General features: G+C 60.9%; 17 protein-coding genes and 2 pseudogenes. 2 read left to right on the plus strand and 17 right to left on the minus strand.

The genetic code is table 11. The annotated features are described in order from the left end of the window. Window positions 1-546 (minus strand): acetyl-CoA carboxylase biotin carboxyl carrier protein, encoded by a 546-nt coding sequence (locus ACSF9G_RS05940; protein ID WP_436639454.1) that lies wholly within the window; start codon window positions 544-546, stop codon window positions 1-3. Window positions 547-693: 147 nt separating this feature from the next. Beyond that, the gene (locus tag ACSF9G_RS05945) at window positions 694-2064 is read right to left on the minus strand and encodes an acetyl-CoA carboxylase biotin carboxylase subunit (protein ID WP_436639456.1); all 1371 of its coding nucleotides are present in this window, start codon (window positions 2062-2064) and stop codon (window positions 694-696) included. Window positions 2065-2326: 262 nt separating this feature from the next. On the opposite strand from ACSF9G_RS05945, the gene ACSF9G_RS05950 reads away from it, so the two are divergent. Both ACSF9G_RS05950 and ACSF9G_RS05955 read left to right on the plus strand, forming a co-directional pair. Then, a complete protein-coding gene (locus ACSF9G_RS05950; RefSeq protein WP_436639458.1) occupies window positions 2327-2473 on the plus strand; it encodes a hypothetical protein in 147 nt (48 codons plus the stop codon). Window positions 2474-2626: 153 nt separating this feature from the next. Next, window positions 2627-3728, plus strand: a pseudogene (locus ACSF9G_RS05955) (IS3 family transposase); the annotation flags it as partial. 100 nt (window positions 3729-3828) lie between these two features. On the opposite strand, the pseudogene ACSF9G_RS05960 reads toward ACSF9G_RS05955, so the two are convergent. The 15 genes and pseudogenes from ACSF9G_RS05960 to ACSF9G_RS06030 all read right to left on the minus strand — a co-directional run. Then, window positions 3829-4037, minus strand: a pseudogene (locus ACSF9G_RS05960) (transposase); the annotation flags it as partial. Then, window positions 3977-4327, minus strand: coding sequence for a hypothetical protein (locus ACSF9G_RS05965; RefSeq protein ID WP_436639460.1), 351 nt, complete (start codon window positions 4325-4327; stop codon window positions 3977-3979). The gene ACSF9G_RS05965 and the pseudogene ACSF9G_RS05960, both read right to left, overlap by 61 nt. Before the next feature lie 254 nt (window positions 4328-4581). Beyond that, on the minus strand, window positions 4582-4866 hold the full coding sequence (locus ACSF9G_RS05970; protein WP_436639462.1) for a cation-transporting P-type ATPase: 285 nt from the start codon (window positions 4864-4866) through the stop codon (window positions 4582-4584). A gap of 39 nt (window positions 4867-4905) precedes the next feature. Beyond that, on the minus strand, window positions 4906-7305 hold the full coding sequence (locus ACSF9G_RS05975; RefSeq protein WP_436639464.1) for a heavy metal translocating P-type ATPase: 2400 nt from the start codon (window positions 7303-7305) through the stop codon (window positions 4906-4908). A gap of 36 nt (window positions 7306-7341) precedes the next feature. Continuing rightward, window positions 7342-7953: a polyphosphate kinase 2 family protein gene (locus ACSF9G_RS05980; RefSeq protein WP_436639467.1), complete on the minus strand. Its 612-nt coding sequence runs from the start codon at window positions 7951-7953 to the stop codon at window positions 7342-7344. Window positions 7954-8104: 151 nt separating this feature from the next. Then, window positions 8105-8380 carry a DUF5676 family membrane protein gene (locus ACSF9G_RS05985; protein ID WP_436639468.1) on the minus strand — a complete coding sequence of 92 codons (276 nt, stop codon included), beginning with the start codon at window positions 8378-8380 and terminating at the stop codon, window positions 8105-8107. A gap of 152 nt (window positions 8381-8532) precedes the next feature. Further along, entirely contained in the window at window positions 8533-8715 is a 183-nt protein-coding gene (locus ACSF9G_RS05990) for a DUF2933 domain-containing protein (protein ID WP_436639469.1), read from the minus strand. Between the two features lie 909 nt (window positions 8716-9624). Then, the gene (locus ACSF9G_RS05995; RefSeq protein ID WP_436639470.1) at window positions 9625-9816 is read right to left on the minus strand and encodes a helix-turn-helix domain-containing protein; all 192 of its coding nucleotides are present in this window, start codon (window positions 9814-9816) and stop codon (window positions 9625-9627) included. 39 nt (window positions 9817-9855) lie between these two features. Then, window positions 9856-10719 (minus strand): DUF2652 domain-containing protein, encoded by an 864-nt coding sequence (locus ACSF9G_RS06000; protein WP_436639471.1) that lies wholly within the window; start codon window positions 10717-10719, stop codon window positions 9856-9858. Window positions 10720-10917: 198 nt separating this feature from the next. After that, on the minus strand, window positions 10918-11202 hold the full coding sequence (locus ACSF9G_RS06005) for a copper-binding protein (RefSeq protein ID WP_436639472.1): 285 nt from the start codon (window positions 11200-11202) through the stop codon (window positions 10918-10920). A 39-nt stretch (window positions 11203-11241) separates the two neighbouring features. After that, window positions 11242-11757: a cupredoxin domain-containing protein gene (locus tag ACSF9G_RS06010; RefSeq protein WP_436639473.1), complete on the minus strand. Its 516-nt coding sequence runs from the start codon at window positions 11755-11757 to the stop codon at window positions 11242-11244. Window positions 11758-11805: 48 nt separating this feature from the next. Continuing rightward, window positions 11806-13161: a multicopper oxidase family protein gene (locus tag ACSF9G_RS06015; RefSeq protein ID WP_436639474.1), complete on the minus strand. Its 1356-nt coding sequence runs from the start codon at window positions 13159-13161 to the stop codon at window positions 11806-11808. Between the two features lie 13 nt (window positions 13162-13174). Beyond that, complete coding sequence (locus ACSF9G_RS06020) at window positions 13175-14644, minus strand: TolC family protein (RefSeq protein ID WP_436639476.1); 1470 nt, start codon at window positions 14642-14644, stop codon at window positions 13175-13177. Next, a complete protein-coding gene (locus tag ACSF9G_RS06025) occupies window positions 14641-14856 on the minus strand; it encodes a hypothetical protein (protein WP_436639477.1) in 216 nt (71 codons plus the stop codon). The genes ACSF9G_RS06020 and ACSF9G_RS06025 overlap by 4 nt, the downstream gene beginning before the upstream one ends. 1091 nt (window positions 14857-15947) lie before the next feature. Next, entirely contained in the window at window positions 15948-16271 is a 324-nt protein-coding gene (locus ACSF9G_RS06030; RefSeq protein WP_436639478.1) for a hypothetical protein, read from the minus strand. Window positions 16272-16703 lie beyond the last annotated feature (432 nt).

Below are 16703 nucleotides of genomic sequence, written 5' to 3' on the forward strand. Positions count from 1 at the left end.
TCAATCGGGCTGGACGACGAAGAGGATCTGGTCTTCCTCGACCATCTCCTCATTGGAGGCCCGGATCTCCACGACTGTGCCGCCGACACCCGCCTTTACGTTGTTGAAGAGCTTCATGACCTCGATCAGGCCAACCGTCTGATCCGCCGTGATCCGCCTCCCGACCTCAACGAACGGTGGTTCGGTTGGCGACGGCGCGCAGAAGAAGCGCCCGAGCATCGGCGAGCGAATGACGACGGCGCCCTCGGGCAACGCGGCCGACTGCTGTGAGCTCACGTCGACAATTTTCGGGTCGGCAATTGCCGCGATAGGCTGCAAGCCTGTTTCGACCGCTGAGACGGGAGTCGGAGGCGCGGCGACAGGTTGCTCGCCAGTGCGAGGATCAAGGGATCCGCCCTGCGCGCCTCCTCCCTTCTGCACATGTAGTTTCATGCCGCCGTATTCGACCAGCACCTCCGCGGCATCGGTCTCGTCAACGATCCGAAGAATCCGCATCACGTCCTGATGTGTGAGATCCGCCTGCCCAGTCATCGACACACCTTTCATCGTTGAGGGCTTCAAGGCCCGGTGTTTTCAAACGCCCCCTGCTCCAGGCGCGAGCCGCAGCTCCAACCGAAGCAAGATATGATTATATCATATATATGATATAACGAATTGCGGGGTTTTCAACAGAGATCCGTTGACACGGGTTCGCTAGAGCATCTGCTGCATCGGGTGACCCGCGTACATCTCCTCGCGCAGGTAACGGGTATGCACCCTTCCCTCCAGGAACGCGGGATCGGCCAGAAGCTTCTGATGGAACCCGATAGTGGTGGGCACGCCCTCGACCTTCATCTCGCCCAGCGCCCGGCGCATCCGCGCAAGTGCCTCCTCCCGGTTGCGTCCGCGCGCGATCACCTTGGCGAGCAGCGAGTCGTAGTAGGGCGGCAGCTTGTAGCCGGGGAAAACGTGGGTATCGACCCGGATGCCCGGTCCGGTCGGGACGACGAAAGTCTCTATCGTGCCCGGCTTGGGAAGAAAGCCCCGATCCGGATCTTCCGCATTGATCCGGCACTCGATCGCGTGACCGTCGATACCGATATCCGCCTGATGCAGATCCACGGCTTCGCCGCCCGCATGCTGGATTTGCCACTTGACCAGGTCGTGCCCCGTGACCTCCTCGGTCACCGGATGCTCCACCTGGATCCTGGTATTCATCTCGATGAAGTAGAAGCACTGCGTCTCGGCATCCACGATGAACTCGACGGTGCCGGCTCCTTCATAACCGACCTGATCGCCGAGCGCACAGGCAGCGGCCGCCATCTCCTCGCGCAGCTTCTGCGTCAATGCCGGGGACGGGCTTTCCTCGACAAGCTTCTGGTGGCGGCGCTGAACGCTGCAGTCACGCTCGCCGAAATGCAGCGTTTTCTTGCCGTCGCCGAACACCTGCACTTCGACGTGGCGCACGTCCGACAGGTACTTCTCGATGTAGACGCCGCCATCGCCAAAGGCCACTTCCGCTTCGCGGGCGGCACTCTCCAGCGTTTCGCGCAGCTTGTCTTCGGTCTCGACGACCCGCATGCCGCGACCGCCACCACCTGCGGACGCCTTGATGAGCAACGGGTAGCCGACCTCTCGCGCCACCTCGCGCGCAGCATCATAGTTCGCCACTGGCTCGCGGGAACCCGGCGTCACCGGGACACCCGCCTTCCGGGCCAGGCTGCGGGCCGCCGCCTTGTCGCCCATCATGTCGATCACCGCTCCCGTGGGCCCGATGAATATGAGACCGGCGGCAGCGCAGGCATCAGAGAACACTGCGTTCTCCGAAAGAAACCCGTATCCCGGATGGATGGCATCGGCCCCCATCCTCATTGCCGCCTCGATTATTGCGTCGCCCCGTAGATAGCTTTCCGCTGCCTGCGGACCGCCGATTTCGACCGACGCATCGGCCAATTGCACCGGAAGCGTGTCGGCGTCGGCGCTGGAGTGCGCTTGAATGGCTTCAATCCCAAGATCCCGGCACGCGCGGATCACTCGCAGGGCGATCTCACCCCGGTTAGCAACAAGAACTCGGCGAATTGGCATTGCGTCACCCAACCTTTCTATTCGTCCCCAACGCCGTGCCGCTAGCTTGGCAAAACCCTGCGGCCTCTTTCATTTGTATCATATATATCTTTGAAGTTTTCAAACGCAAGCGCCGATGGGACCAGAAGCTTGCGTTGCCGAGACCGCTGTTGAATGAGCGACCTCCCATACAGCACCGCGCGGGCCACCGATCGCACCAGCATTGCTCCCTACGAATCGCTTGCGTCGAGAACGGCGCGGATCTTTCCGGTGGAGGGAAATGATGACCACTTCGCGAAACCTTCACGCGCTGAATATCGGTGACCTCGCGAAGCCTCGCGGTTTCACCAACAACGAGAGCCGGGGCACGGCCCAGTTGTTCATTCCCGAGAATTGGATGGTCTGGAAGTTCAGGGAAGCGCTGTGGTAGCGCGGCCCACGCCTCGCTGGTTGCTCTATGGGCGGATTGCTTCTGGCATGGCCATTGCGGGCAACAATGCTATGACGAGCGCGCCAGGTGCGGGATCGTGGACCTGCAGAGCATTGAGGCCGTCGTCGAACGGCACCAAATCTAATCCCGAAGGTGTCTACAGAACGCGGGGCTATTCAGATCATCGCGGTGCTGCGCGAGCACGAGGCAGGGGCGAAGACGGGCGATCTTGCCCGCAAGCACGGCGTCAGCGAGGCGACGCTGTAAAACTGGAAGGCGAAGTTCGGCGGCATGGACATATCCGACGCCAAGCGCCTTAAAGCCCTGCAAGTCGAGAACGCGAAGCCGAAGACGCCGCTGGCGGACCAGATGCTGGAGGCCGTGGCTCTGAAGGCGCTTCTGTCAAAAAAATGGTAGGGCCAGCCGCCAGGCGCGAAGCCGTCGCGCATCTGCAGGCCGCCATGAGCCTGTCGGAGCGTCGTGCCTGTTCCGTCGTCGGCGCCGATCGGAAGATGGTGCGCTACCGGTCCTGCCGGCCGCCGGAGACGGAACTGCGCGGCAGGCTGCGCGAGCTTGCAAACGAGCGAAGACGCTTTGGCTATCGGCGGCTGCTCATCCTGCTGCGGCGCGAGGGCGAGTTGTCGGAGATCAACCGCATCTACCGGCTCTCCCGGGAGGACGGGCTGACGGTGCGCAAGCGCAGGGCACGACGCCGGGCGGTGGGCACACGCGCTCCGATCCAGGTCGAAGCAAGGGTGAATGCGCGATGGTCACTCGACTTCGTGCATGACCAGTTCGCCGGTGGACGGCGGTTCCGAGTGCTGTACATCGCCGACGACGTGGCACGGGAATGCCTCGCTGCGATCCTCGACACGTCGATCTCCGGCCGTCGGGTGGCACGTGAGCTGACCAAACTGATCGGCCGTCGCGGCAGGCCGGACATGATCGTTTTGGCCCACGGCACCGAGTTTACCTCGAACGCCATCCTTGCCTGGTCGAAGGACCACCGAGTGGAGTGGCACTACATTGCGCCGAGCAAGCCGATGCAGAACGGCTACATCGAATCCTTTAACGGGCGGATGCGCGACGAGCTGTTGAACGAGAGCCTGTTTTTGGCCTCGATCACGCCCGCAGTGCCAGTGCCGAATGGAGAGAGGACTACAGCACCGCGAGGTCGCATTCCTCGCTCGGCTACCAGACCCCGGCGGCCTTCGCCGAGGTCCTCACCGCAACCGGTTCGCCGGTTGCCCAACCCCGCGCCTCGCGGCGTAGCACAAACAGCCGAGGCTCTAATCGCCACTGGATGAAAGTTCAGTGGCAGGTCACAACGGGGCAGGCATGTTCGCTGGCAGCGCGTTCTCCTTGCGTAGCCGCTTCAACTCGGCACGGAGATCGAGCGGGTCATCCGCAGGTTTATCAGCTTCGCGATCCTGGCTCACCCATCGCCTCCGCGTCGAGAGGCCGATGCCGAGATCGTCTGCCATGTCACGCCGCGTCCCCGCGTCAGCGCCAACCGCACCGCTTCACGCCGAAAGTCCGGCGTCGGCCGTTTCCCCTGGGACATAGAACACCTCCCGGCTCCTCAGGCAGTGCTCTCCACTTTTCTCGGGCAAGTCCAATGGTGGCAGAAGCTCTGCTGGTCGAGTGGCTCCCGGCCGTCGCGCCCGGGGTGGTCGTCTCACATCGCCAAAATGCGCTCGGGCGCCCCTTCACATAAGCGACCGCGCCGTCAGTATGAGCGTGGTGAAGTGTTGCCATGAAACGGTGCGCGGCGTCGAACGGGATTTCGTCGCTGCGCGGAATTTGCCGGCGGATTGCGTCGGCGTCCTCGCCTGCCTTGATGGCGAACGCCACAAGCGCCCTTCCATCGGGTCGCCGTCAACCGTCCATTCGGCCTCGGCGTGAAGCAGGACGGCATCGTTGTACAACAGGGTGGCGCGTGCGGGGTGAGGCAGGATCAGGCCCTCTCACGGCGCGAGATCGCGTTCGGCGTGCTGGAAAGCGCCATGCGGCTCATAAACGGCGCCGGTCACGTCGAAGATCCCCCGCGGAGCGACAGGGGTGCGTATGGTCATCTCGTTGCGGATGAGCGTGCCGGTCTTGTCGGATCAAATCACCGAAACCGCGACGAGCGCAGCGGCGAGGGTGGCGGCGGCGAGGAGCACGTAGATGAAGACGATGTGGAACTGGGCGAGAAACCGAATGAGCGGTCCGCGCGATGCCGGTTGCGGCAACCGGTTCAAGCCAACCTCCGCAAGGCGACGGGCATGCTTGGCCGGCGAGAGACCGTCATGGCCGGAGCCGACCCGACGCCGGACGGCGTCGACCGTGATCGCATGCCACGGCTCCGACGCGAGCCGGCTGGTACTGCGCTCGATGACGATTTCGTTCATCGCGCGACGGACCATAACGCCCTTACCGGAAGGCCTTCATCATCCGGTCGCAACAGCCTGTGGCCGCGCCTTGTGAATACCTTCGAGCCGCGTCCGTTTGAGCAACAAAGCGTTGACGGCGACAAGCGCGGAGCTGCCCGACATGGCGAGTGCGGCGACCTCGGGGCTGATCACCAGTGGATAGAAGACGCCGGCCGCCGCCGGGAACGCCACCACGTTGTAGGCCACCGCCCAGAACAGGTTCTGGTGCATCTTGCGCAAGGTCGCGCGGGAGAGCTCGATGGCGCCGACTATGTCGTAAGGGTCACTCTTCATGAGCACCACATCGGCGCTCTCCATGGCAACGTCCGTGCCTGCGCCGATCGCGAAGCCGACGTCTGCCTGCGTTAGGGCCGGCGCGTCGTTGATCCCGTCGCCCACCATGCCGACCCTCCTGCCCTGGGACTGCAACTCCTTGAGCCGCTCCGCCTTCTGGCCGGGGAGCACTTCCGCGAGGACGGTATCGATGCCGAGTTGGCCCGCGATGCGCTGCGCCGTCTCCTGGTTGTCGCCGGTGATCATCGCGACATCGACGCCGCGCTCCCGCAGCTTTCTGACCGCGGCTGCCGAGGTCGGTCGCGGGGCGTCCGCAATGGCGATCAGCCCGACAAGCTTGCCGCCCCACGCCACGTGGACCACCGTCTGTCCCTTGCCCTGCAATCGTCCGATCTCGGCCGACAGTGGCGCCAAATCGATCTTGATTTCGTCCATGAGGCGGCGGTTGCCAAGCATGACTGTGCGGCCGCCCACCTCGGCCCGCGCGCCTCTGCCTTCGAGCACCTCGAAGCCCTTCGGCTGCTCGATGGCCAGATTCTCAGAGCGCCGCAGTATCGCCTGCGCCAAGGGATGGTCTGAGCCCTGCTCGACCGCGGCAGCCAGCGCCAGAGCTTCGTCCTCGCTCGAGTCAGGTGCGGCGACGACCTCCACGACCTCCGGCTGCCCAAGTGTGAGGGTTCCGGTCTTGTCGAACACAATCACGTCAAGTTTGGTCGCGTCCTCCAGCGCCGAGGCATTCTTGAACAGGATGCCGTTCATGGCGCCAAGCCCAGTGCCAACCATCACCGCCATCGGGGTAGCAAGGCCGAGCGCGTCCGGACAGGCAATGACGAAGACCGTGATCGTGAGGGTCAGGGCGAACAGCAGAGGCTCGCCAATCCACCAGAACCAAACCGCGAAAGTGGTGAGCCCGATCACCACGGCGATCAGCACCAACCACTGCGAGGCCTTGTCAGCGAGAAGCTGCGCGGGCGCCTTCGAGTTCTGCGCCTCCTGCACCAGCTTGACGATCTGAGCGAGCGCGGTGTCGGCGCCGACCTTGGTCGCCCGATATTTGAAGGTACCGCTCTTGTTGATGGTGGCGCCGATCACGGCATCGCCGGGCTCCTTCTTTACCGGCATAGACTCGCCAGTCAGCATGGACTCGTCGACCTGCGACTCGCCCTCGATGACCTCGCCGTCCACCGGGATCTTGTTGCCCGGGCGGATGACGACGATATCGCCGACCAGCACTTCGGCCGTCGGCAGCTCGACCTCGCGCCCGTCGCGCAGCACCATCGCCATCGGTGGGGCGAGGTCGAGCAGCGCGCGGATCGCCGCCGAGGCGCCGGCGCGGGCGCGCATCTCGAGCCAATGGCCGAGGAGGATGAAAACCAGGAGGACCGCGACGGCCTCGTAGAACTGCACGCCAGGGAAGAAGAAGGTCGCACCGACGCTGAACACGTAGCCGGTGCCGACCGAGAGGACGACAAGCACCGCCATGTTGAGGACGCCGTTCTTCAGGGCTCGCCAGGCGGCAACGAAGAACGGCCAGCTCGGATAGATCACGGCGACGGTAGCGAGCAGGAACAGCCACCGATCGAGGCGAAGCCCAAAGGGCGGTGCCGGTGGCGTGAACATCCCGCCCATCGGCGAGTAGACGAAGATTGGGATGGTGAAGACGAGCGCGATCCAGAAGCGGTTGCGCATGTCGCGCACCATCGCCTGCATGTCCGTGCCCGCCCCGTGGCCCATTTCATGGGCCATGGCATCGGCTTTCCCGGCCACCGCAGCGTGTTCATGGAGGATCGCTTCTGCCGGATGCGCCGCATTGGTTGCGTGCGCCGCCTGGCGGTGAGGCTCGTTGGCAGGGACCGCCACTGCAAGCGTGTTGTCCGGGGGATCCTCGGGTTCACAGACGTGCTTCGGCTGTACTTCGCCGCTGCAGTGGTATCCGCACGCGCGCACCTTGGTCTTGATCGCTTTGAGGTCAGTGGTCGCTTCGTCAAAGGTCACCGTTGCGCTACCCGCGACGTAGTTGACCTCGGCCTTCTGGACACCGGGCAGCCGACCGAGCTGCTTCTCGACGCCCAATGCGCTCAGCGCGGAAAGCAGGTCGGCAACGTCGATGGTCACCGTTCTCATCTTACGGTCCTCCGTCTCGGATGGCGTTGGTTCGCCTTATGGAGCAATCATGCCGTTCTGAACGTATGCTTCCCGATACTGAAGGACGATGTCCGGATTGATCCGTACCGCCGACTCGTCCTTGTCGTCATAGCGCAGGCGTAACAGAAGGTCCCGGACGAGGTTGAGACGCGCCAGGCGTTTGTTTTCCGCGCGCACCACTATCCACGACGTGACGGGATTTTGCGTGCGCGCGAACATCTCGTTTCGCGCAAAGCTGTAGTCGTCCCACCGGTTCAACGCTTGGGAGTCGATCGGGATCACCTTCCCCTGTTTGAGCGGGTCGGTGCGGCGTCCCGTCAGCCTGCTCCTTTGTTCTCCCTGGCGGATATCCAAATAGCAATTGAGCAGCTCGCCCTCCGACCTGACGATCAGGTGCTCGCAGCCAGGCACGGTTTCCACGAACCCTTCGTACGCCTTGTCTGTGCAGAAACCCATGCCCCCCTCGACGCCTGCCCGATTGTTCCAACTAGGGTTGAACAAGCGGATGACATGCTTTTGCAGCTTGATCGGCCCGACCCGCAGGACGTGAAGCGCTTCCCGATTCTCCTGCTTGCCGACATCTACAGTTACCGCTTGAATCTCGTCCTTCCGGTTCTTCTCCGCCATCAAGCCTCCTCTTGCCGGGTCCACTGTCCTTGATCAGGAATCAAAGTCCGGCAGTAGTTAGAAAGGTGTCGGTCTGCCAGAGCGTCGTGCAATCTGGGATCGGCAGAAGTGCGATCGCACTGATCATCGCAACCGCCGCGGTTTTCACTTCTCAGACCTTAAATCGCGACTCTTGCCCCCACCGCCGATACAAAAAGTTGTAGATCGGGCAGAAGACGAGACCGACATAAGCGCCGTAGAGGAAGCTCTCGGCAAGGCCGAGCAGGAAACCCCACCATGTCAGCCATTTGAAAGCCGGCAGCATCATTTCGAGGGACTGCTGTATGCCGAGAGCGTGCGGCGTCACCAAGCCGTAGATCACACAAAGAACGAAGGTGATAGCGGCCCACAGACTCAATGCCCAGGTCACCAGTCGCGTGTTCAACATCGCGTTCTCCGTTCAATTCCACGCCGAGAAGAGAAGCCATCCACAGGCGGCTTGCGCCCGCCAACCAGAGTGCTTGTTCGCTCCCACGTCCGGCGACTGAACTTGCCGGGCCGCCTTCTGCGCAAAATCCGACATGGCATCGACGACGGCCCCTAGTGACGATGACCACCCGGCCCATCCTCATCGCGCCCGTCTGCCTCCTCGCGATCGGCTTTCCGGCTGACGCGACCACCGTGTCCACCGTGTCCACCGTGGCCTCCATGGCCGAACATGTGCATGGCGAGGAAGGCGATGCCGATCAGCAACCAAACCCAGTTCTCGGAAAGCCAATCCATGACGTGACCCTTTCATCAATCGGCGTTCCACGGAAACAGTCCGCCGGTGAAGCCTGTTCGCCAGGCCTCGCGACGTGCGGCTTGTATACGGCCCATCTCGATCCCTCTCCGCGCCGCGGCTCTATGAAGCCCGCGGGGAGCCTTGAGCTATCCGGCGATCCGTACCGTTCAGGGGCGACTACAGGCTCCGCCCGGATGGGTCTTAAACCTGCATCAAAGACCCTCCGGTCGTCTCGGGGGAAGTTGCAGTTGTTCGGTCTTCATCGTGAATGGACCATCCGAGGGACCGGCGATGCGCACCGCCGCGGGTGAAAAGCTCTGCAACGGAGTAGTGCCGACGAATGGTTGGCTGGCGCCTCGGTTGTCTTCTTTCGCGCGGAGTTCGAATCGGGCGTTCAATCCCGATATTCGCCGTTCTTTACGGTCTTCGGGCATCTCGGATCCGGCGAAATCGGCGTGACTCGCCCAAGGCAAAATCCTTCAGTTGCAAAGATGCGGACGAGGATGGGCCTGCCGCTACCGCGGCGGTTCCTCCGCCAGATCGTCCGTAAGGGTACATTGCCCCTTGTCGGGCCGGACGGCCGCTCCGATCTGACGACCGGAGAAGTCTACTTGGACGGCACGCTCGTCATGAGGACCGGGACGCGCGGATATCCATCTTGGCCACGAGCACGGCCTTGCCAGACCGGGTTCGCTTAAGCAGACCTCTCACGCCACCTTCAAAGCCCCTTACAGACAGGGCGGCCATACGTTCCGAACGTCCAGCCGAGCCCGTTGAGGAAAAGCCGGATCGTCGACGGTGCCCACCCGCACCTTGCGCTCAACGACAAGGCGCTCGCCGAGCTGGGCAAGTGTGATGTCGGGCGTGTCCTCTATGAGGCCGAGAATGAAGGTCGGATTTGCATCGCGCTACGAACGCGACGGCGGCCCCTGCTTGCGCGGCCTCGTCTCTCCAGTTTCGCGATAGTGGCGATGCCAGCACCCCACAATCGAAATCCGGATCCGGAAACGCCGCGCTGCCGCCCGCGTCGAAGCCCCATCTTCAAATGCAGCAACGACCCGCATGCGCGGATCGGCGCTCATGCTCATCGTCACCATCATCTCCAGGCAAATCGCCAGAAGAAGTGAACCAGACCAGGCCTACCGTGTGCCTCCCAAACCCAACTCTGTACTTATAGAAGTTGCTCCGGGTTGCAACATTTTGTCGACCGTATCTACATCGACATGGAACACCGATGCGCGCACGATTCCGATATAATTCAATTGTTCCTGGACTTGTTGTATCTCGAATGCGCTGGGCAATCTTATGCATTCGGCAGCGGCATCCGTGACCATAACGTATCGGTCGCTCATGACGCTATTTTTCATCAGACTGTATAATATCACGACGTCCGACCCGAAATGATCGACGGACCCGCGAAATGTGAAACGCGTCGCCAGCCCTCTATGAACGAATATTTTCAGGTCCAGATCACCGATATGACGGCACGCGCGGCATGAGCAGAAATTGGCCGCCATCAGGCGATTACGCTCTTTGAAAAATGCGTGAAAAATGCGCATCACCGTGTCACCGATCTCTTCCCTGGAGTGACTGCGAGCATTGGCAAAGAACAACGCAGCGTCGCCTTCGAGTTTCGACAACTCGACAGTCTTCGTTCCAGCCTCGATTATTGCGTTTATCAGCGAAAATATGATCTCCTGCTTGCAGGAACAACTAAAATTGTCCCCTGCTATAAATCTCGTGTAGTGACTTATATCCGGGATAATAAATATCGTATCCATATCCGGGTCAGTGACTTGTTCTATAAAAACTCCGGAAACCGAAGGCGGCGCGGAGACGCCACCGGCGCCTTCGAACGCGAATTCGCTGCGTGGGAAATATCGCGGCAGGCCGCACCCCTGAATATAGAGAAAATATATAAACCCAACGGTCAGCAATATAGAAACGAACAATAAATCTTTCGTCCCAAAGTGTTGAAAAACATGCCCGATATGCTCGATCATTGACGCACCCATCTACTCGTACCATTGGCATTCATCGAACTAGCATAGCGATATGCAATTCTACAATATTAATTGTTATGACCCTTAAACTCGAAATTGATTTCTTCAATTAAATAAGAAAAATAGCCAATAAACTTAAATTGATATTATGAATTGGCGGAGCGCTATATTCAGCGCTCCGCCTTCGTCGCTATTTTGCTATTTCAGCTCAATGATCGTCAGCTTGCCTTTGACGCGGTCGGCGATGAATTCGATTTCCTGACCGTCCTGTATTCGCGCAAGAATCGCGTCATCGCCAGCCACGAAGACCATGGTCATCGCGGGCATTTCGAGGTTCTTCAGCTCCTCGTGGATGACGGTGACCTTACCGGCATTGAGATCGACGCTTTTGACCACCCCCTTGGTGTACTCGGTGGCGAGCGCACCGCCTAGCGCTGACAGCGTCAGAGCGGCGGCAAGCGGAACGGATAGTCTGTAGCTCATGTCACAGGTCCTCGTATGTTCAGTTCAACGCGAAACGGGTCAATTTGTGACCGGCGATTCGACGACCGACAGTTCGCCGTACATGCCGGATTCGTAGTGGCCCGGAACCAGGCAGGCGAACTCAAAACCGCCGCCGTTGGTGAAGGTCCAAACTATCTCGCCGCTCTCGCCCGGCATCAGCCGCACGGCATTCGGATCGTCATGTTCCATTTCCGGGAACTTCTGCATCAGATCCTTGTGCTCGGCATTGCGCGCCTTGTTGTCGAGAACGAACTCATGCTCGAGTTCGCCGGTATTGACGATGGTGAACCGGACGGTCTCACCCTGCTTAAGCGCAAGACGGTCCGGCTTGAAGATCATCTCCCCGTCGTCGGTTTCCAGCATTTCGACCTTAATCGTGCGCGTGACGTCGGAGGCCTGCCCTGGCTCGCCGACCGCCATGTGCTTGCCTTCCGCCGCATCGTCGTGACCGTGGCCACCGGTATGACCGCCGCCGGCAAGGGCGGCTGTGGCGAACAGGAAGGCGAACGCGGGAACAACAACTAAGCTCTTCATTAGACTTCCTTTCAGGTGGGTGTGCGCGTTAAGTACAGAACCAAGCATTCAACTCTTGGTTGGCGCTACCGGCTTCTGGGTGATCTTTGTTTCGGCGCTTGCCGACTTGGCGAAGTCCGGGAGTTCGCCGGTCCATTCGTAGGCTTGCGTTCCGGGTGGGTTCTCGTACCAGCCGGGGTCGGCGTAATCGCCCGAGGCTAACCCGTCGCGGACCTTGACGACGGAGAACATGCCGCCCATTTCGATCGGGCCGTGCGGGCCCCAGCCGGCCATCATCGGCACCGTGTTGTCCGGAATCGGCATGGACATCTCGCCCATGTCGGCCATGCCGGCTGTCCCCATCGCCATGTATTCCGGCTGCACCTTGCGGATCATCTTGGTGACGCCGCTGGCGTCGACCCCGATAAGGGTGGGCACATCATGGCCCATGGCGTTCATGGTGTGGTGCGACTTGTGGCAGTGGATCGCCCAGTCGCCCACATACTTCGCGTCGAACTCGTAAGCGCGCATGGCCCCGACGGGGATGTCGATGGAGACTTCTGGCCAGCGCGCTTCCGGTCTCACCCAGCCACCGTCTGTACACGTTACCTCGAAATCGTAGCCATGCATGTGGATGGGGTGATTGGTCATGGTGAGATTGCCGACCCGCACCCGGACCCGGTCGTCCTTGGAGACGACCAGCGGGTCGATGTCGGGGAACAGCCGGCTGTTCCAGCACCACAGATTGAAGTCGGTCATGGTCATTATTTTCGGCACGTAAGAGCCGGGATCGATGTCGAAGGCGTTGAGCAGGAAGATGAAATCTCGGTCGACCCGCATGAATTCCGGATCCTTCGGGTGGACGATGAACATACCCATCATGCCCATCGCCATCTGCACCATCTCGTCGGAGTGCGGGTGGTACATGAACGTTCCGCTCTTCACGAGATCGAACTCGTAGACAAAGGTCTTGCCCGGCCTGATATGCGGCTGCGACAGGCCGCCCACCCCGTCCATGCCGGACGGCAGGATCATGCCGTGCCAGTGGATGGTGGTGTGTTCGGGCAGCTTGTTGGTCACGAAGATGCGAACCCGGTCGCCTTCGACCGCCTCGATGGTCGGACCGGTCGACTGTCCGTTGTAGCCCCACAGATAGGCTGTCATGCCTTCGGCCATCTCGCGCTCGACCGGTTCGGCGACGAGGTGGAACTCTTTGACGCCGTTGTTCATTCGGTGCGGCAGGGTCCAGCCGTTCATGGTAACGACCGGCTGATAGTCCGGCCCAGTGGTGGGATGGAGCGGTGGCTGTGTCTTCGCCGTCTCCATGACCGCAGCGTCGGGCAAACCCATATTCGATGTTTTCGCCCAGGCGGCAGTTGATACGAGCGCGGCACCTGCGCCAAGAAGCTGACGTCTGTTGAACATGTCTGTCTCCGGTCTAGTGTCCGCCGCCGCTGTCGGCGAGCGCCGTGGCTTCGCCCCCGCTGGCTCCGGCAGTATCTCCGCCACCGTAGATCGAAGCGGAGAGATCGGTCTCGGCGAGCCAGAAATCGCGTTTCGCGCTGACAGCCTGAAGAACGGTGTTGATCTTCGCCCGCGTATCGGCAAGCAGCTCGAAGGTGTTGGTGATCATGCCGTTGTAGGTGAGGAGCGACTGCTCCTCGACCTCGAGGCGCAACGGCAGGACGTTGTTCTGGTAGTGCCGAGCGATGTCGTAGGTCGCGGTATACGCCGTGTACGCAGAGCGGGCTTCCGACCGGATGTTGACGGCTTTCTCGGCGACCAGGTTGGCGGCCCGCATGTAGGTCAGTTCGCCCTTGCGCAACCGCGCCTCGCCAGAATCGAATATCGGAATGACGAATTCCAGCTCGACCTGCGGTGTGGTGTCGGTCTTCCTGCCGCCGTTTTCATCGAGTTCGCGCTCGCTTTCGAAGCCCCCGATGATCTCGAAGTCGGTGACATAGCGGGTCGCCTCCGTCAATCCGTATGCCTGTGCTACCGCCTGGAGCTCAAGTTTGGCGATTTGGAGATCAACTCGGCGCTGGAGCGCTTCGATTTCGATCGCGCTCTTCCTGGCGACCGACCCCGGCAGGCTCGGCAACATGTCGGGAACAAAGTAGTCCACATCTGAGCCCCACAGCCCCATCAGCCGTGTGAGGTTCTCTTTCGCCAGTCGCGCGGCCAGGCGCGCCTGGGCCTGCTGGCCGGTCAGTTCGGCGTAAAACGCATGCTCGCGGGCCTGGCCGCCCTTCGGCATGGCGCCGGTTTCGCCTAGTTTACGGGCCAGTTCCGAGGCGGCGTCGGCGGCGTCCTGCGCCTGATTGAAGTACACGGTGGTCTCGAACGCCCCAACGGCGGTGATCCAGGCCTTGCGGGTTTCAGCAGCAAGCCGGAGCGTTTCGAGAACGGCGGTATATTGCGCCTGCCGAAACCGCGTGTCGGCGATATCGACGCGGTATTTTTCCGTGGCCAGCGCAAGAATGTTGGCAGCGATCAGCCCCTCGATCGAGCGATAGGCGCCAAGCTCGGGATTGATGATGCCGAAAAACCCAATCGAGACCCTCGGATTTGGCAGCATCGTCTGTTGCCAAGCCTCTGCCGCCGACAGGCCGATATCGGCATAGGCCGCCTGCAGCCCTTTGTTGTTCAGTAGCGCAACCTGAACGGCGGTATCGGCATTGATTGTCTTCTTGTGAACCAGCGCGTGGACGCGCGTGGCCAGCGCCTCGGCGTCCTCCTTTCCTTGCGCCCACACCGTCTGCTTGCCGATCATCTCGCCGGTAGTGGCCGATACGGTCGAAAAGCCGGCATCCTTTGCCGAGTATTGCTCAACCTCCGCCCCGGTGACGCAGCCGGCCAATACGATCGGCGCCAGGGCAACGAAAACGAATCGGGCCACCGGAATCATGAACCCGCTCCCTTATTCGGGGCCTGCTCCTGATTGAGCAATTGCCACGATTTGGGAGTGACCGGTTCGCGACGGACGTAGTCGCCGGTTACGTTGATGGTGGCTGGCGCGCTGTCCGCGATTTGCGGGTCGGCGGGCGATTGATAGGGCAGGACGTCGGGCAGGGAAGAGTCCGCGCACGCGCCGAGCAGCAGAGGCAGCAGGACTGCCACAAGTGGTCGTTGCATAGATAAAACACCTGATGATGTACCAAGTCGAATAGCTGCCCGCAAATAGTCCCGGACGGCACGACTAAGAAGAGGCATTGCCTCTCGGTACAATCAGGCTCGTGGCGGAGAGCGCGGCGCGATCAGGTCCGCATTTTTGAAGGCAACCGGGGGGTCATTAAAGTAGCTGGGTTGAATCCGGGCATGGGCCCTCACTTTACCCCCCACGACAACATCAGCCAGACACATGCCGTAACAGCATGCATTGGTTGAGTCGCCGGAGTGGTGGGCCTGCGAAGCCAATTCGCCAGGACAATCCTGCGCGTCACTGAAAGTCACCACGTCATCGGAATGGTTCGATTGTGGGACCGCTATGTCCGCCGCAGCGTTAGTCGCAAGAACGGAAAAGCCGATTACATCCGAAGACGTGTGGGCCTGCGCCATCGACAACGGCACGGCAACGAGCGCGAAGACGATTGCAATGCGTAGAAGGACTAACGCACTCCTTAGGCGCACGACCATGTGACTCCGCGTCCGAGTTCGAATTCGTGGGCTATGCAAACTGTCATCGCGCCTAACACATATTTCGAACCGCTTCGTTGGAAAGCGCTTGTAGCTGACCGATGCGAAGTCGGCAAGGTGGTGTGCATTAGGAGAAGAAATGCCTCGGATCATAATTTTGTGACTGATCTTTTTATTTTTTGGTAACGTTTCGCGCAATTTTCGCCACATTTCACGAACGCTGACTGAATCGCTCCAGATGTGGTCCCGCCACTGTTTCGATGGGTCGGCGCAGTGTAGTGCGAGGCCCGAACTGCTCGGTTCGCGCAATCCGACACCCCGGGGCTCTCGCGCGTTAGGCACCTTCCCGCAGTCACAAGATCTCCGGAAATCCCGGTTGGGCCGGCCAGATCGGAGGAAATATCACCCTCCGGTCCTAATCAGCGAAGCGGATGTCGCAAGAAATCGGTGAACTCCCGGGGGGCCAGATGGGCATACACAAGAATGTCGGCCTGATTCCGCGTTGCTGAGAGCGTGTTGCGATGGGTGAAGCGCCTGGGACCGCAGGTCCGGGCTCTGCGCTGGTTTTCGACATGTTAATCGGCGCGCAATTTAGGCTTTGCCGTATTTCTGATGGTGCCGCCCACATCAATTCGCGCCAGCCAATCGTGCTTCGAGCAGATCGATCTTGGCACCGCCGAAAATCTGCCTATTGACGAGCGTGCGCTTGTTGATCTGGCCTTCGGTCGGGCCGTTCGACCAGGGTTCGGTGATTGCGGCGCGGACGGCGGTGCGGTCCTGGCGATGCCGTGGGCGAATGAGGCATCCAGGCCGCTATTTGCTGTATCGATCCACGGATCAAGGTTGGCGACGGTCTTTGTGCGGATCATGCCGCGGAAATGGTCGATGATCTCGCGCACGGCGCGGAGCGCCGGCACTCCTCTCTCGATCTCCGTGACGGTACCGGTCTCGGCTTTACACAGGGCCACTCTGGCCTCCCATACCTGAAACGGACGCGCCCTCGGACTTCGAGGAATTCAGACTGAACTCTAATTCCGTGAAGGCAACCAGCCCATGCTGCAATCGCTCGCAGTTTTTCGCGTGACACAGCCGAGTTCGGTCACATCGTGCCGCAGGCCATTGCGATCGGCTGAACGGCAATGTGATTTCCGCTCATAAAAACGGCCCAGCATCTAAGCCTGCACCAGATTGAGCCAGCAGATGCCGTCCCCCCAGAGCAGATGTCTAATCTCCATCAGAGAAGGCAGCGACGACGAATGGTCGACTGATGCCTCGGTTCTCTTCGTTCGTGCGGAGACTCAAAATGGGCGTTCAATCCCGATATTCGTCGT

Source organism: Microbaculum mangrovi, from assembly GCF_051390635.1.
GTDB lineage: Bacteria > Pseudomonadota > Alphaproteobacteria > Rhizobiales > Tepidamorphaceae > Microbaculum.

Excerpts from the sequence above, each read along its gene's own strand:
- ACSF9G_RS05940 (WP_436639454.1), bottom strand. The coding sequence starts at position 546 with ATGAAAGGTGTGTCGATGACTGGGCAGGCGGATCTCACACATCAGGAC.
- ACSF9G_RS05945 (WP_436639456.1), bottom strand. The coding sequence starts at position 2,064 with ATGCCAATTCGCCGAGTTCTTGTTGCTAACCGGGGTGAGATCGCCCTG.
- ACSF9G_RS05950 (WP_436639458.1), top strand. The coding sequence starts at position 2,327 with ATGACCACTTCGCGAAACCTTCACGCGCTGAATATCGGTGACCTCGCG.
- ACSF9G_RS05970 (WP_436639462.1), bottom strand. The coding sequence starts at position 4,866 with ATGAACGAAATCGTCATCGAGCGCAGTACCAGCCGGCTCGCGTCGGAG.
- ACSF9G_RS05975 (WP_436639464.1), bottom strand. The coding sequence starts at position 7,305 with ATGAGAACGGTGACCATCGACGTTGCCGACCTGCTTTCCGCGCTGAGC.
- ACSF9G_RS05980 (WP_436639467.1), bottom strand. The coding sequence starts at position 7,953 with ATGGCGGAGAAGAACCGGAAGGACGAGATTCAAGCGGTAACTGTAGAT.
- ACSF9G_RS05985 (WP_436639468.1), bottom strand. The coding sequence starts at position 8,380 with ATGTTGAACACGCGACTGGTGACCTGGGCATTGAGTCTGTGGGCCGCT.
- ACSF9G_RS05990 (WP_436639469.1), bottom strand. The coding sequence starts at position 8,715 with ATGGATTGGCTTTCCGAGAACTGGGTTTGGTTGCTGATCGGCATCGCC.
- ACSF9G_RS05995 (WP_436639470.1), bottom strand. The coding sequence starts at position 9,816 with ATGATGGTGACGATGAGCATGAGCGCCGATCCGCGCATGCGGGTCGTT.
- ACSF9G_RS06000 (WP_436639471.1), bottom strand. The coding sequence starts at position 10,719 with ATGATCGAGCATATCGGGCATGTTTTTCAACACTTTGGGACGAAAGAT.
- ACSF9G_RS06005 (WP_436639472.1), bottom strand. The coding sequence starts at position 11,202 with ATGAGCTACAGACTATCCGTTCCGCTTGCCGCCGCTCTGACGCTGTCA.
- ACSF9G_RS06010 (WP_436639473.1), bottom strand. The coding sequence starts at position 11,757 with ATGAAGAGCTTAGTTGTTGTTCCCGCGTTCGCCTTCCTGTTCGCCACA.
- ACSF9G_RS06015 (WP_436639474.1), bottom strand. The coding sequence starts at position 13,161 with ATGTTCAACAGACGTCAGCTTCTTGGCGCAGGTGCCGCGCTCGTATCA.
- ACSF9G_RS06020 (WP_436639476.1), bottom strand. The coding sequence starts at position 14,644 with ATGATTCCGGTGGCCCGATTCGTTTTCGTTGCCCTGGCGCCGATCGTA.